Origin of the sequence: Microbacterium sp. EYE_78 (assembly GCF_023149035.1) — a bacterium.
GTDB lineage: Bacteria > Actinomycetota > Actinomycetes > Actinomycetales > Microbacteriaceae > Microbacterium.
This window is the reverse complement of sequence record NZ_JAHXMY010000002.1, coordinates 862,590-877,815: the sequence shown is the minus strand read 5'-3', so window position 1 is coordinate 877,815 and position 15,226 is coordinate 862,590. Positions and strand designations below refer to the sequence as shown.

Annotated in this window: 12 protein-coding genes and 1 tRNA gene; 2 read left to right on the top strand and 11 right to left on the bottom strand. The window is 70.7% G+C overall.

Annotated elements, in window-relative coordinates; translation table 11 throughout:
- Positions 1 to 11: 11 nt before the first annotated feature.
- The 3 genes from KZX17_RS11315 to KZX17_RS11305 are packed head-to-tail and all read right to left on the bottom strand — an operon-like array spanning position 12 to position 3,809.
- A complete protein-coding gene (locus KZX17_RS11315) occupies positions 12 to 2,054 on the bottom strand; it encodes a fructose-specific PTS transporter subunit EIIC (RefSeq protein WP_248173453.1) in 2,043 nt (680 codons plus the stop codon).
- Entirely contained in the window at positions 2,047 to 3,030 is a 984-nt protein-coding gene (locus KZX17_RS11310) for a 1-phosphofructokinase family hexose kinase (RefSeq protein ID WP_248173450.1), read from the bottom strand. Before KZX17_RS11310 ends, KZX17_RS11315 begins: the two co-directional genes overlap by 8 nt.
- Positions 3,027 to 3,809 (bottom strand): DeoR/GlpR family DNA-binding transcription regulator, encoded by a 783-nt coding sequence (locus tag KZX17_RS11305; protein ID WP_248173447.1) that lies wholly within the window; start codon positions 3,807 to 3,809, stop codon positions 3,027 to 3,029. The genes KZX17_RS11310 and KZX17_RS11305 overlap by 4 nt, the downstream gene beginning before the upstream one ends.
- 324 nt (positions 3,810 to 4,133) lie before the next feature.
- Here KZX17_RS11305 and KZX17_RS11300 point away from each other — a divergent pair, with 324 nt between their 5' ends.
- A complete protein-coding gene (locus KZX17_RS11300) occupies positions 4,134 to 6,002 on the top strand; it encodes a hypothetical protein (protein ID WP_248173444.1) in 1,869 nt (622 codons plus the stop codon).
- Positions 6,003 to 6,068: 66 nt separating this feature from the next.
- Here KZX17_RS11300 and KZX17_RS11295 read toward each other — a convergent pair whose 3' ends face one another.
- Complete coding sequence (locus KZX17_RS11295) at positions 6,069 to 6,842, bottom strand: hypothetical protein (RefSeq protein WP_248173441.1); 774 nt, start codon at positions 6,840 to 6,842, stop codon at positions 6,069 to 6,071.
- Between the two features lie 124 nt (positions 6,843 to 6,966).
- Here KZX17_RS11295 and KZX17_RS11290 point away from each other — a divergent pair, with 124 nt between their 5' ends.
- Complete coding sequence (locus KZX17_RS11290; protein WP_248173438.1) at positions 6,967 to 8,976, top strand: DUF262 domain-containing protein; 2,010 nt, start codon at positions 6,967 to 6,969, stop codon at positions 8,974 to 8,976.
- Between the two features lie 3 nt (positions 8,977 to 8,979).
- Here the strand turns inward: KZX17_RS11290 and KZX17_RS11285 are convergent, their stop codons facing one another.
- The 7 genes from KZX17_RS11285 to KZX17_RS11255 all read right to left on the bottom strand — a co-directional run bounded on the left by KZX17_RS11285 (position 8,980) and on the right by KZX17_RS11255 (position 15,198).
- Entirely contained in the window at positions 8,980 to 9,204 is a 225-nt protein-coding gene (locus KZX17_RS11285; protein WP_248173435.1) for a hypothetical protein, read from the bottom strand.
- An 86-nt stretch (positions 9,205 to 9,290) separates the two neighbouring features.
- Positions 9,291 to 9,362 (bottom strand) — tRNA-Gln (locus tag KZX17_RS11280).
- 73 nt (positions 9,363 to 9,435) lie between these two features.
- A complete protein-coding gene (gene gltX / locus KZX17_RS11275) occupies positions 9,436 to 10,950 on the bottom strand; it encodes a glutamate--tRNA ligase (RefSeq protein WP_248173432.1) in 1,515 nt (504 codons plus the stop codon).
- A gap of 52 nt (positions 10,951 to 11,002) precedes the next feature.
- Entirely contained in the window at positions 11,003 to 12,238 is a 1,236-nt protein-coding gene (locus KZX17_RS11270) for an MFS transporter (protein WP_248173430.1), read from the bottom strand.
- The gene (locus tag KZX17_RS11265; protein WP_248173428.1) at positions 12,231 to 12,998 is read right to left on the bottom strand and encodes a fumarylacetoacetate hydrolase family protein; all 768 of its coding nucleotides are present in this window, start codon (positions 12,996 to 12,998) and stop codon (positions 12,231 to 12,233) included. Before KZX17_RS11265 ends, KZX17_RS11270 begins: the two co-directional genes overlap by 8 nt.
- A 3-nt stretch (positions 12,999 to 13,001) precedes the next feature.
- Positions 13,002 to 14,096 (bottom strand): branched-chain amino acid aminotransferase, encoded by a 1,095-nt coding sequence (locus KZX17_RS11260; RefSeq protein WP_248173425.1) that lies wholly within the window; start codon positions 14,094 to 14,096, stop codon positions 13,002 to 13,004.
- Positions 14,097 to 14,145: 49 nt separating this feature from the next.
- Complete coding sequence (locus tag KZX17_RS11255) at positions 14,146 to 15,198, bottom strand: 3-isopropylmalate dehydrogenase (protein WP_248173422.1); 1,053 nt, start codon at positions 15,196 to 15,198, stop codon at positions 14,146 to 14,148.
- Between the last annotated feature and the right edge of the window lie 28 nt (positions 15,199 to 15,226).

The following is a 15,226-nucleotide window of genomic DNA, read 5'->3' as shown; positions in this document are numbered from 1 at the left end:
GTGCTACGAGACTATGCGGTGACGGCGGCCGCGGGCACGTCCGCGTCCACGGGGCGGCGGCGGGCGAAGCGCTTGAGGAGCACCACGGCCACCGCGCTGATGACGGTTCCGACCGCGATCGACAGCAGCCACAGCCAGAAGTTGTCGATGGCGAAGAACACGAACACGCCGCCGTGCGGAGCGCGGGACGTGACGGCGAAGAACATCGAGAGCGCACCTGTGACCGCTCCGCCGAGCATGGCGGCCGGGATGACCCGGAAGACGTCGGCGGCAGCGAACGGGATCGCACCCTCCGAGATGAACGCGGCGCCGAGCAGCCATGCAGCCTTCCCGTTCTCGCGCTCCGGAGCGGTGAAGAGCCGTCGACCGAGCACCGTCGAGGCGAGCGCCATCGCGAGCGGCGGCACCATGCCGGCGGCCATCACGGCGGCCATGATCTGCAGGTAGCGCTCGTCTCCGGCGATGCCGGCGGCGAGGTTCGCGGTCGCGAAGCCGTAGGCGACCTTGTTGACCGGTCCGCCGAGGTCGAAGCACATCATGAGGCCGAGGATCACGCCGAGGAGCACGACACCGGCGCCGGTGAGACCCGCGAGCCAGTCGTTCAGCACGACGGTCAGCGCGGCGATCGGCCCACCGAAGACCATCAGCATCAGCCCCGACGCGAAGATCGAGCCGAGGAGCGGGATGATCACGACCGGCATGAGTCCGCGGAGCCAGCGCGGCACCTCGAGGCGGTTCAGCCACCAGGCCGCGAGTCCGGCGAGCAGACCGCCGACGATCGCACCGATGAAGCCCGCGCCCATGAAGGTCGCGACCGCACCGGCGACGAAGCCGGGGGCAATGCCGGGCCGGTCGGCGATGCCGTACGCGATGTAGCCGGCCAGCGCGGGGACGAGGAACCCGAAGGACAGTCCGCCGATCTGGAAGGCGACAGCGCCGAGGTAGTAGAGCAGGCCCTCCGGCGGCAGGTTCCACAGGGTGAAGTTCTGCAGCGCGTAGACGGCGTTGTTGACGTTCGAATCAGGGTGGCCCGAGGCGATCTCGTAGCCCGCCAGCGCGAAGCCGAGCGCGATCAGCAGACCGCCGCCGGCGACGAACGGGATCATGTAGCTGACGCCGGTGAGGAGCGCTCGCTTGACGGTGCCGCCGAACGACGTCGGTGCCGCAGCGCTGGACGTCGAGGACGACGCCGCTCCGCTCACCCGCGCCGCGTTGGGGTTCTTCGCCGCCGCAATCGCCTCGGCGATGAGCTGCGCAGGCTGCTCGATGCCGCGCTTCACCCCGGAGCGGACCACCGGCTTGCCGGCGAAGCGCGCCTGCTCGCGCACGTCGACGTCCACGGCGAAGATCACGGCGTCGGCGTCATCGATGATCTTCTGATCGATCGCCTTGTACCCGCTGGAGCCCTGGGGCTCGACGACGAGGTCCACCCCCTCCTTCTGGCCCGTGGCGCTCAGCGCGTCCGCGGCCATGAAGGTGTGGGCGATACCCGTGGCGCATGCCGTGACTGCGACGATGCGCGCAGGGCGACCGTCGATGGTCACCGCATCGTCCGTGGCGGGAGCGGCGTGAGGCGCGGCCGCCGTCGACGCGGCGGGAGGCGCATCGGAGATCGCATCCCGGACGATGGCGACGACCTCGTCGGCCGATGACGCCGCGCGGAGCCCTGCGGTGAAGTCGTCGCGCATCAGGCTGCGCGCGAGCTTCGACAGCACTGCCAGGTGCTCCTCGGCGGCGGTGTCCGGCGCGGCGATGAGGAAGACGAGGTCGGCGCCGCCATCCTCGGCTCCGAAGTCGACCCCGGGGTTCAGCCGTGCGAACGCGAGGGATGCCTGCGACACCGCGGCGCTCTTGGCATGCGGGATCGCGATCCCACCGGGGAGTCCGGTCTCGTCCTTCTCCTCGCGGGCCCAGGCGTCGGCCGCCAGGCGCGCGCCGTCGCTCGCCCTGCCCTGCGCTGCGACGCGCTGGGCGAGCGCGTCGATGACGGCGCGCTTGTCGCCGCCGAGCGGTTCGTCGATGCTGACGAGCTCCGCGGTGATGATCTCAGTCACGGTGACCTCCAGTGGTCGGGTTGTGCTTCTGCGTGAACCGCCGAACCGGCACGTCGCCGGTCGGCAGGTCGTTCGGGGTGGGGGGCTGGGTGCCGGGGAGTGCGGCGGCCGCCGAGCCGTATCGGATGCCGGATCGCAGCCGCTCCTCCTCGGATGCGCCGTCGGTCTCGGCGAGCAGGTAGCCGGCGAGTGAGCTGTCGCCCGCACCCACGGTGCTGCGCACCTGCGTGGGCGGCGGAGTGCCGTGCCAGGCGCCGTCGGCCGTCACCAGCACCGCTCCGTCGCCACCGAGGGTGATCAGCGCGGCGTCCACCCGGGACGGGACGAGGTCCGCCGCTGCGACGGCGACCGCCTCGGCGAGAGGAAGTCGCGCATCGAGGGGGTGACCGATGAGCTCGGCGAGCTCTTCGTCGTTCGGCTTGATCAGCGCCGGCGTCGCCGCCTCGACGACCGCCGCGAGCGCGGGACCGGACGTGTCGACGGCGATCCGGGGCGCGAGCGCACCCCAGCGCTCCCTGACCGCGTCGATCACTCGGACGTAGAAGTCGGCGGGCAGCCCCGGAGCCAGCGAGCCTGCGAGCACGAGCCAGGTGGCGCCCTCGGAGGCGTCGACGACGGCCGCTTGCAGGGCCGCGGCATCGATGGCGCTCAGCGCGGCTCCCGGGAGGTTGACCTTCGTCGTCACGCCGTCCGGGTCCACGACGGTGAGGTTGGCACGCGTCGCACCGTCGTGATGCACGGCGCGGACCGGGACGTCGGTCTGCCGCAGCGCGGCGGCGAACGGATCGGCCTCGTCGAGCGGCAGGACCGCGAGGGTCGGGCGGGATGCCGCGGCCACGACCCGCGCGACGTTGATGCCCTTGCCTCCAGCATCCTCCCGGACACCGTCCGCACCCTGCACCTCGCCGACGCGCAACGGCGCCGCGAGCGTCACCGTCCGGTCGAGCGACGGGTTCGTCGTCAGCGTCACGATCATGCGACCTGCACCTCCACACCGGCGTCCTCGAGCGCTGCCCCGAGGCCCCCGCCGGGCACCGAATCGGTCACGAGCACATCGACCGCGGACAGCGGCGCGAAGGACACGAGCAACTCGGCGTCGAACTTGTCCGCGTCTGCGACGACGACGACGCGGCGCGCCGCGGCGACGATCGCGCGCTTGACCGCGGCTTCGTCGGGGTCGGGGGTGCTCAGGCCGAACCCGGCGGCCAACCCGTTGGTGCCGATGAAGGCGATGTCGGGGCGAAGGCGCTGCACGGATTCGACGGTCTGCGCTCCGACGGCCGCGGCGGTGAGTCCGCGCACCCGCCCGCCGATGACGGACAGCCCGATGCCGGGGGCGCCGGCGAGGATCTGCGCCACGCCCATGGAGTGCGTGACCACTTCGACCTCCCCCGCCGGGTGCGGTCCGTTCGCAAGGATCGCGGCGATCGAGGCCGTGGTCGTTCCCGCGTCGAGGTAGAGGGCGCCGTCCAGTCGGTCCCCGAGCAGGTCGACGGCAGCCCTCGCGATCGACTGCTTCGCCGTCGCGCGTCGCGACGTACGTTCTGCGACCGACGCCTCCGCCGTGCTCGCGCGTCCGCGCTGCACCGCTCCGCCGTGCACACGCCGGACTGCACCCGCCCGCTCCAGGGCGGCCAGGTCCCGGCGCACCGTCTCGGTCGTCACACGGAAGCGATCTGCGAGATCGACGACGGCGACGCGACCGTCTGCAGCGATGAGCTGCTCGATCAGCTGCTGGCGCTCCGTTGCGTACATCGTGTCCTCCTCGAACAAGCCACACGTTACAACACAAAGCCACACGAAACAACAGTCTGGAGTGGAGACCACCCAACCTTCCGCGGGGTTGTCGAACACCCACAGAAACCGAAGCTCACTTTGGATGGGACTTGGTCTCATTCCTCAGACTCTGCGGGCGGTCCCGGGCGGCGTGGATCCGCGCTGCTAGCGTCGAGCCGCTCTCGACCCCACCGCCGCGTATCGACGCCGATCCGCGGGACCCGAACAACGAGTGCCGATCCGGCGGACTCCCCGCGGGATCGTCCACACGCCCGCGCGCGGGCGCGCACCCTGGAGATGTCAATGACGAGATCCCACATCCACGAGCACGGCCGCGGAATGACCGTCGCCGTGGTCATCCTCGCCCTGCTCCTGCTCACGATGACGACCTTGTATCTGCTGACGGCGGCGAAGCTGGACGATGGTGCCGGCCGACTGGACGACGGCGCCGCGCTCGCCCGCGCGGGCTCTCAGGACGTCGCCGAAGGCGCCGGTTCGCTGGCCGAGGGCACCGAGCGCCTCGCCACAGGAGCGGACCAGCTCGCCGCGGGCGCGCAGACGGCATCCGACGGCGCGGCACGACTCGCACAGGGCGCAGGCTCCGCGGCGAGCGGCGCCGACGACCTCGCTGCCGGCGCCTCCAAGCTGTCGACGGGTTCCCAGACGCTCGCCGACGGAGCGGCAGCGGGTCGTGACGGCGCGGTGCGGCTCAACGCCGGCGCGTCACGCGCAGCATCCGGATCCGTCCTGCTCGCCGACGGCGCGAAGGACCTCTCCCAGGGCATCGATAAGGCGAAGGCAGGGATCGAGCGGGTCGAGAGCGGGGCCGGCGAGCTGGCCGCAGGCGCCACGAAGGCGGATGCCGGCGCCGCAGCGCTCTCGAGCGGACTGACCCGCGCGTCGACCGGTGCCGGCGAGCTCGCCTCGGGACTCGGCAGGATCTCGGGCGGCGCGGGCCAGCTCCACGACGGGGTCGCTCGACTCTCGACCGGCGCGGATGCGCTCGCCGCCGGTGCCGCCAAGGCCGCCGCGGGCGGTATCTCGGTGAATACAGGCGCCGCCACCCTCTCCACGGGTGCAGCGAAGCTGTCCGCCGGGGTGGAGACGCTCGCCGCCGCATCGAAGGATGCCGCCTCGAAGACCGCGGGGGTGCCCGGGGGCGCCAAAGCGGTCGCGTCAGGCGCGTCCGGTCTGCAGTCGTCGCTCTCCGCACTCGCGGCGTCCGTCGGCGACCCGACCCTGCGGGCGCAGCTCGAGGGCCTCGCGGCCGGTGCGCAGCAGGTCTCCAGCGGCGCGGCAGCCGTGTCGGAGGGGGTCGCCGGCATGCACGGCGCGCTCACCACGATCTCGACGAAGCTGTCCGAGGTGTCCGGCGGGGCGGCGAGCGTCGCCGACGGTGCGGCAACGCTGTCGGCGGGGACGTCGGCCCTGTCGACCGGGCTGGGCGGCCTGGAGACCGGCTCGGCAACCCTCGCCGAGGGTCTCACGACCGCGTCGACCAAGGCCGGTGAGCTCGCGGCTGGTGCCGGGACCGCAGCCTCGCGCTCGGACGAGCTCGCCGCCGGGGTCCAGCGGGCCTCGGACGGGTCGCGGGACCTGGCCGACGGCGCGGACAGGCTCACTGCCGGCGCGCAGCAGCTCTCCGACGGCGCCAGCGCCCTGGATGCTCGGACCGACGCGCTGGTCGCCGGCGGTGGCCGACTCGCCGAGAAGTCCGGCGACCTGCGCGACGGGCTGGGCGACCTGCAGTCCGGCACGGTGCGCCTCGTCGACGGCTCGACCCGCCTGCAGTCCGGAGCCCGGAGTCTCGCTGCCGGGGCCGGGACGCTCTCGTCCGGCGCGGGTGCGCTCGCGGACGGCACGGCCGCACTCTCCGAGGGCGCCGGCAGCCTGTCCTCCGGAGCCCGTGCGCTGGCCACCGGAGCCGACGAGCTCGCCGCGGGCTCCGTCACGCTCGACGACGGAGCGCACGCGCTCGCCGACGGAACGATCGACCTGAGCGACGGCAACGCCCGACTGGCCGACGGGACCACGGAGCTCGCTGCGGGGACTTCCGGGATCACCCCCGGCATCCTCCCCTGGATCGTCGGGACCGCGATCGCGGGGCTCATCGCGGCGATGCTGTGGCTCGGTCACCGCATCGCACACCGACGACGCATCAGCGGTCACTGACACACCAGACGACGGACGCCCCCGGTCATCGCGACCGGGGGCGTCCGTCGTTGCGGGTGCGGAGGCTCAGGCCTCGCTCATCGCGAGCACCTCGCGCTGACCGCGGGCCGCGAGCGCTGCGGCACGGGCGGCGATGCGACGCTCCTGCTCCGCCTGGGCGGCGTCGATCGTCTCCTGGTCGAGGGGAACGCTCTCGACCTTGTTCACGCCGTTGTACTTCTCGAGGTAGGCGTCGAGCTCCGGGCCGGACTCCCACGACGTGATGAGGCAGTAGCGCGGCTCGTCACCCGGGTGGTAGGCAGCGTGCCACAGACGCTGCGTGTCGATGACCAGCTGTGCGCCGGCGGGCAGCGCGATGCGGGTCTCCTCGCTCGGGTCGGTGCGGTTCTCGCGGAGCACGAAGAAGCTGTCCTTGTCGTCCGTGAGGTTGAAGAAGCCGCGGACGACCCAGCCGGTGCCGTCGGGGTTCAGTCGGTTGTTGTCGTCCTGGTGCAGGTTGTACAGGGCGTCGGCGTAGGTGTTCGGCTGCAGCTCGATGATGCGGCAGCGGCCGACGTTCGCACCCGGTTCGAGCGCACGCTCGGTGAGGGTCGGCGCCTTCTCCGTCTGGGACGGGATCCAGACGCCGTCCTTGTCGGTGCGCGGCGGCTGGTGGTTCCAGAAGCCATTGCACTCGATGTCGCCCTTGGCGGACGCGAGCGGCGCGAAGCGCGTGTCGCCGGAGGACTTCCAGTCGACGTACTCGATGTCGAGCCATTCCTTGGGATCGATTTCCTTGCCGTACATGTCGAGGACGACGTAACCCGTCTCCTCCAGAGCGGCGCTCTTGATGTAACCCATGCGGGATCTGACCTTTCCGTCGGGCGAGCGAAGTTTTTACAGGCCCGACTAAGGTCAGCCTACCTAGGCCTTCTGAGAGCGTCAGTAGACTCGACCGGGGTTTTCGAGGAGCGATTCGGAGAACATGAGCACCGCTGTGAACGTCGAGGCGACCGCCGTCAACACGATCGAATGGCTCTCCGCCTCGGAGACGACGATCGTCGTGCCGGTCTACCAACGGCAGTACCGGTGGGACATCGGCGGGTGCGAGCAGCTCCTCGGCGACGTGCGGGCGGTCGCCGCCGACGACGTCGCCCAGACCCACTTCATCGGGTCGATCCTGTCCACGGCGAGCACCTCCCCCGACGACGACGCCCACCTGGTGCTGATCGACGGCCAGCAGCGGATCACGACGCTCATGCTCCTGATCGCCGCCCTGCACCACACGCTCCAGGACGACGATCCGGCGCTCGCGGCAGAGCTCGAGGCCGTCCTCGTCCGCGCAGGCGACCCCGCGCGGACGAAGCTGCGTCCTCACCGCGCATGGGCGGACGTCTTCGAGCGCGTCGTCCTCGACCTGCCCGCCCCGAACGATCCCGACCGCGCGTCCCGCTTCGACGACAACTACGCCTTCTTCCGCAGCCAGATCCGGCCCGATGAGGCCGCGGACATCTGGCGGGGACTCCGCAAGCTCGAGCACGTCTCCATCACCCTCGGCGCGCATGCGAACGCGCAGCAGATCTTCGAGAGCCTCAACTCGACCGGCGAGCCCCTCCGCGATCACGAGCTCATCCACAACTACGTCCTCATGGGCCTCTCGCACGCCGAACAGAGCGCGATCGAGCACGAGTACTGGCTCCCCATCGAGGAGAACACCGGCGAGCAAATCGGTGCCTTCTGGCGCGACTACCTCGTCATGCTCACCGGCCGCGAGGTGCTCGTCGAGGGCGAGCGCGGTGTGTACGACGCGTTCCGACACGAGTTCCCGCGTCTCGACCGTGAGACCCTCCGCGCCCACGCGCAGGAGTGGCGTGAGATGTCGGAGATCTACCGCCTCCTCCTCGAACCGGCCATGGCGGATGCCGGTGTCGCCCGCCACTTCGGAGCGATCAACACCCTGGGTCGCGGCATGTACCCCCTGGCGATGCGGCTGTACCGGGACCACCGCCACGGGGAGGTGTCGGCATCCGATCTCTCACTCACCCTCACCCATGTGGAGTCCCTCCTGCTCCGGCGGACGGTGGTGGGGCTGCCGATCGACCGACTCGTCGCCCGGTTCTGCCGTGCCGCCGATGAGGGGATGGAGGCGCTCGTGCTCGCCATCGCCCGCATCACGCCCTCCGACGAGCGCACCCGGGTCGGCCTGCGCTACGGCGGACTCCCCCACGCGGGCTTCGTCCTCTCCCGCCTCGCGGGCGTCGACGCCGACGCCGACGTCGTGCTCGATCACGTGCTGCCTGCGGCCCCTTCCGACGACTGGACAGGCGACGGCACTCGGCGGTGGGCGGACCTCAGCGACGATGAGCAGAACGCGCACCGCGCGCTGATCGACACCCTCGGCAACCTGACGCTCCTCGAGGAGCGGGCCGCGGACCGCGTGTTCGACGCCTCCTTCCCCGAGAAGCGGTCCGAATACGCCGCCAGCGCCGTGGAGATGACCCGGCGGATCGCGGATGCCGACACGTGGTCGACCGCCCGGATCGCCGAGCGGACGGAACAGCTCACGGCACGCTTCATGGAGACCTGGCGCCGCCCGGCGGTCGTCGGTATCGACGACGACAACCTCACCCCGATCCTCGATGCGAAGAAGCGCCGCGGGTGGCCCCGTGGCTGGCAGCGGGAGTTCGACTACGTCGAGTACCGGGGCGAGCACTGGGACGTCCGCGACGTCCGCTACCTGTTCAACCGTGTCTTCGCCCGGCTGTGGGCCGATTCGCGCCAGAGCGTCATCGATTACAGCGCGCGTCAGGGCGGCCCCGTCTACCCAGCGATGGCGTGGAACGGCCAGTGGGACCAGCTCGACGAGGGACGGTACCTCTACCTCGGGTGGGACTCGAAGTACATGCTGTCCGCCGTGCAGGGCGTCCTCGACGAGGCCGGGTGGGCGTCGGAGGTCTTCGTCAAGTACTCCTACATCGGCGACGCGATGCGCTGAGCCTCAGTCTCCGTCACCACCGTCGGCACCGTCCGACGTGCCGACGGTCTCGACCGGGATCTCGATCCACGTCGCCGTCACCGGTGCGTCGCCGAGGAGATCCGGCGCCCAACCCCCCAATTGCGGGCCCTCTCCGAGTCGTTCAATGGGCGATCGCGGCTCCCACGGCTCGGAGGGCAGCCCCGCCCATTCCGATGGCTCTTCCGGTCGCTGAGTGAACAGTCCCATGAGGCCATTGTGCTCCTGTGCAGCCGGTCTCGCACACATCGGCGTCGCAAGGCAAAACCCCCGCCGGAGCGGGGGTTTTCATCTTGCTGGGGTACCTGGACTCGAACCAAGAACAACTGAACCAGAATCAGCCGTGTTGCCAATTACACCATACCCCAAGGGCGTTCGACCGAAGTCTCACCGAGGATCAAGCTTAGCCCACGGCGGGCCTCCGGCCAAACCAGCGGCGTGTCAGGCCCGCTCCACGCGCAGCTTCTCGAGGCGGCGCAGCGTCTCGGCCTTACCGAGGAGTTCCATGGACTCGAACAGCGGTGGCGACACGCGCCGCCCGCTGAGGGCGACGCGGGCAGGACCGTACGCGACGCGCGGCTTGAGGCCGAGCCCGTCGATGAGCGATGCCGCCAGGGCCGACTGGATCGCGTCGGCGGTGAACGACTCCTCCGGTACGGCATCGAGCGCTTCCGCCGACGCGCCGAGCACCTCGGCGGTGTTCGCCGGCAGTCCCTTGAGCGCGTCGTCGTCGTACGACTCGACGTCGCGGAAGAGGAAGCCGAGGAGTCCGGGCGCGTCGCCCAGCATCTGCATCCGCTCCTGCACCAGGGGGGCCGCCTTCGAGAGCATCTCCCGCTGCGCGTCCGTCGGCGGGGTGCTCACCACGCCCGCGCCGACGAGGTAGGGCACCAGGCGCGACGCGAACTCGGCGGGCTCCAGCATCCGGATGTGGTCGCCGTTGATCGACTCCGCCTTCTTCTGGTCGAAGCGGGCGGGGTTGGGGTTCACGTCGACGATGTCGAACGCCTCGATGAGCTCCTGTCGCGAGAACACGTCGCGGTCGGCGGCGATGGACCACCCGAGGAGTGCGAGGTAGTTGAGCAGGCCCTCGTGGATGAAGCCCTTCTCCCGCTGCAGGAAGAGGTCGGCCTTCGGGTCGCGCTTGGAGAGCTTCTTCGTGCCCTCCTCCCCCAGCACCAGCGGCATGTGTGCGAACCGAGGCACGAACGAGGTCACGCCGGCGTCGATGAGCGCGCCGTACAGGGCGAGCTGTCGCGCGGTGGAGGGCATGAGGTCCTCGCCGCGCAGGACGTGGGTGATGCCCATGAGCGCATCGTCGACGGGATTGGTGAAGGTGTACAGCGGGATGCCGCCGGCCCGGACGATCACGAAGTCGGGGAAGGAACCCGCAGGGAACGTCACCTCGCCGCGGATGAGGTCGACGTAGGTGACGTCCTCATCCGGAACGCGCAGACGCCAGGCCGGCTCCCGCCCCTCGGCGCGGAACGCGGCCTTCTGCTCATCGGTCAGCGTGCGGTCGTAGTTGTCGTAGCCGAGCTGCTTGGCGCGACCGGCTGCGGCGTTCCTGGCGTCGATCTCTTCTGCGCTCGAGTAGGACTCGTACACGGCGCCGCTGGCGATCAGCGTGTCGAGCACTTCGCGGTAGACGTCGTGACGCTGGGACTGGCGGTAGGGCTCGTGCGGGCCGCCCTTCTCGACGCCCTCGTCCCAATCGATCTCGAGCCAGGTCAACGCGTCGACGAGCTGGCGGTAGCTCTCCTCGCTGTCACGCGCGGCGTCGGTGTCCTCGACGCGGAAGATCATCTTGCCGCCGGTGTGGCGGGCGTACGCCCAGTTGAACAGGGCCGTCCGGACCATTCCGACATGCGGAAGGCCGGTCGGCGAGGGGCAGAAGCGGACGCGGACGTCTGATCCGGAGGCGGTCGTGGTGAGGGGGTGCGGTGCAGTCGACATCGCCCTCCAGTCTACGGCCGCACCGCCTGCGCCACCGGTCGTGCGCGTCGCCTCAACGGCGCGCGTACGGAGACAGGACGGTGATGGCGATGACCACGGCGAGGGCGACGAGCGCCAGCCCCCCGTAGCCGATGAGACCGAGGATGCCGCCCGCCAGGACGGATCCGATGGCCGCGGACAGCGTCATCGCGGTGTCGCTGCGTCCCTGGCGTCGTGGACGCAGCTCCGTCGGCGTCGCCTCGGTGAGCAGAGCGCCGCCGCCGACGGTCGCCGCACTCCAGCCGAGACCCAGCAGCAGCAGCGCGACGAGGACGGCAGTGGGCGAGTCCGGCGCGACGGCAGCCGTCACGAGCGAGGCGGCGAGGATCGCCTGCCCCAGCAGGATGGTCCGGAGCCTCCCCCAGCGGTCGGCGAGGATGCCGAAGACGGGCGACAGTCCATACATCCCGAACACGTGCAGCGCGATCGTGACACCGACGATCGTCGTGACGTTGCGCGGGTCCAGATGCGAGAGGTGCACAGGCGTCATGGCCATGACCGAGGCCATCACGACGTGCGAGCCCGCGACGGCGAACACGGCATAGCGAGCAACCACGGGCCGGTCGAGCTCGGCGACGCGCTGCGCTCCGGCGTCCCGTGATCGCGCGAGCTGCTGCGCGACCTTCAGGGGGTCGGGGCGCAGCGCGACGAGGTACAGGACGAGGGCGAGGGTCTGCGCGACGATCGAGAACGCGTAGGACCCGGTGAGGGGCGGCATCCCGAGCCACTCCCCCACGCGCTCGCCGGGAGTGAGCATGAGGGGACCGAGCACCCCGCCGACGGTCGTCGCCCAGACGACCGTACCGAGGTCCCGTCCGCGGCGACCCTGCGCGGACAGATCGGTCGCCGCGAAGCGGGACTGCAGGTTGCCGGCGTTGCCCGCGCCGATGAGGATCACGCCGACCAGCAGCAGCGGGAACAGCCGCATCGCCGCCGAGGTGACGACGACGGCGATGCCGACCAGCGCGAGCAGGTTGCCGAGGGTCAGCGCGCGCCGACGCCCCTGCGCGGCCGCCAGCCGTGCGAGCGGGATGGCGCAGAGCGCAGCGCCGAGGGTCACGGATGCCGTCGCGAACCCCGAGAGCGATTCCTCGCCCGACAGGTCCGCCGCCAGGAGCGCGCCCAGCGAGACCGTCGCACCGAAGGCGACCCCGCCCAGGACCTGCCCGGCAGCGAGGACGCCGACGGTACGGCGCTGGATGCGTGCGACGTCCGGCGTCGCGATGGGGAGTCGGTCGGCCTCAGGCATTCCGCGCCGTGTTGCGCAGGATGCCGAGCCCGGTGATCTCGACCTCGAGGACGTCTCCGGCGTGGAACTCGCCGATGCCGGCGGGCGTCCCCGTGAGGATGACGTCGCCCGGCAGCAGCGTGAACGCGGCCGACGCGTATGCGATGATCTCGGGCACCGAGTGCACCATGTCCGAGATCGGGCCGTCCTGACGGGTCTCCCCGTTGACGCGCGACACGATGCGCGCACCGCCGTCGAGGTCGAACTCCGTCTCGATGATCGGGCCGAGCGGGCAGAACGTGTCGAAGCCCTTGGCGCGGGACCATTGACCGTCCGAACGCTGCAGGTCGCGCGCCGTGATGTCGTTGCCGATGGTGTAGCCGAAGACGTAGTCGAGCGCGTCCGAGGCGGACACGTTCTTGGCGACCCGACCGATCACGACGGCGAGCTCGCCCTCGTAGTCGGTGCGCTGCGACTGCGGCGGACGGACGACGGCGTCGTCGGGACCCACCACGGACGTGTTCGGCTTCAGGAACAGCAGCGGCTCGGCGGGTGCCTCGCCGCCCATCTCCGCCGCATGGTCGCGGTAGTTCTTGCCCACGCAGACGATCTTCGATCGAGGGATCGAGGGTGCGAGGAGCGTGATCTCGGCGAGCGGGATACGCTCGCCCGTCGTCTCGAACCCGGCGAACATCGGGTCGCCGGCGAGTTCGACGACCTCCTTCTCATCGATGATGCCGAAGCGGATGGCGTCGTTGCGGCTGTACCGGACGATCCGCACGGGTCAGCCGTCCAGCCGGGTCAGCCAGCCGTGGGTGTCCTCGGCGCGGCCGTACTGGATGTCGGTGAGGTGCTGCCGCAGTTCCAGCGCGAGCGTCCCCGTCGGCTGCGCGTCCTCGAACCCCGACGCCTTGAGCACGCCGATGGGGGTGAGCACGGCCGCGGTGCCGCACGCGAACACCTCCACGATCTCGCCCGAGGCGACCCCATCCCGCCACTCCTCCAGCGAGACCGCGCGACGCTCCACGCGGTGCCCGCGGTCCTCGGCGAGCTGCAGGATCGAGTCGCGCGTGATGCCGGCGAGGATCGACTCCGACTGCGGGGTGACGAGCGTCCCGTCCTTCTTCACGAAGACGACGTTCATGCCGCCCAACTCCTCCACGTTGCCGTCCTCGTCGAGGAAGACGACCTGGTCGCAGCCCTGTGCGGCGGCCTCCGCCTGCGGGAGCAGGCTGGCGGCGTAGTTGCCGCCCGTCTTCGCCGCCCCGGTGCCGCCCTTGCCGGCGCGCGCATAGTCCTCGCTCAGCCAGATCCTCACGGGCGTCACGCCGCCCTTGAAATAGGCGCCCGCAGGGCTGGCGATCAGGTAATACGCGACCTTCTGGGCGGGACGCACGCCGAGGAACGCCTCCTTCGCGAACATGAACGGGCGGAGGTACAGGCTCTGGTCGGCACCGGAGGGCACCCACTCCCCGTCGACGGCGATGAGCTCGCGGAGCGACTGCAGGAAGTACTCCTCGGGGAGCTCGGGGAGCGCCATGCGTCGCGCGGACCGCTGCAGACGACGTGCGTTCTCCTCCGGGCGGAAGGTGTGGATCGACCCGTCGGCGTGGCGGTACGCCTTGATGCCTTCGAAGATCTCCTGCCCGTAGTGCAGCACGGCCGCCGCGGGAGAGAGCGAGATGGGTCCGTAGGGCGAGACGCGCGGACGGTGCCAGCCGCCCTTCGACGACCAGCAGATGTCGACCATGTGGTCGGTGAAGTTGGTGCCGAAGCCGGGGTTGGCGAGGATCTCCTCGCGCGCGGCGGGTGACACCGCAGCCAGATTCTTCGTCACCGAGAAGGTGAGGGGGGCTGCGGTCGAGTCGGTGAGGGTCATGTCAGTCCTGTTCCTCGCGCGGCGTCTGCGCGGCGCGCATCCACTCAGATTACGCCCGGAGGCGTGCGGTGATGGCGTCGCCGACCTGCGCGGTCGTGCGTGCGGAGCCGTCCCGCGCTTCGATGTCCTCTCGGGCCGCGCGGGTGACGCGCTCGGCCTCGTCACCCAGCCCGAGGTGGTCGAGCAGCAGGGCGACGGAGAGGATCGCAGCGGTGGGATCGGCGATCTGCTGTCCGGCGATGTCGGGCGCGGAACCGTGCACGGGCTCGAACATCGACGGGAACGCGCCGTCGGGGTTGATGTTCCCCGAAGCGGCGAGGCCGATGCCTCCGGTGACGGCGCCGGCCAAGTCGGTCAGGATGTCGCCGAAGAGGTTGTCGGTGACGATCACGTCGAAGCGGCCCGGGTTCGTGACCAGGAAGATCGTCGCCGCGTCGACGTGCAGATAGTCTACGGCGACGTCCGGGTACTCCTGCGCCACCTCATCGACGATCCGCTTCCACATGCCGCCGGCGTGCACGAGGACGTTCGTCTTGTGCACCAGGGTGAGCGTCTTCCGGCGGCTGCCGGCCTGCGCGAACGCGAACCGGACGACCCGCTCGATCCCGTAGGCCGTGTTGACCGACGTCTCGTTCGCGACCTCGTGCGGCGTGCCCGTGCGGATGGAACCGCCGTTGCCGACGTAGGGGCCTTCGGTCCCCTCGCGCACCACGACGAAGTCGATCTCGCCGGGCTCCGCGAGCGGACCTGCGGCACCCGGGTACAGCACCGACGGGCGGAGGTTCACGTAGTGGTCGAGCGCGAACCGGAGCTTCAGGAGGAGGCCCCGCTCGATGTTCGCGTCCTTCAGACGGGGGTCGCCCGGCATCCCGCCGACGGCGCCGAGGAGGATCGCGTCATGGGTGGCGATGGCCGCGAGGTCGTCGTCGGTCAGGGTGTCGCCGGTCTCGAGGAAGCGGGCGGCTCCGAGCGAGAAGCGGGTCTTCTCGAACACGACCGCGGACCCTACGGTGACCGCGTCGAGGACCTTCTCGGCCTCGGCGACCACCTCGGGTCCGATGCCGTCTCCGGGGATGAGTGCCAGCTTCACGACGCGCGACATCGCTCTCCTCGTGCTCAGGGGTTCGCAG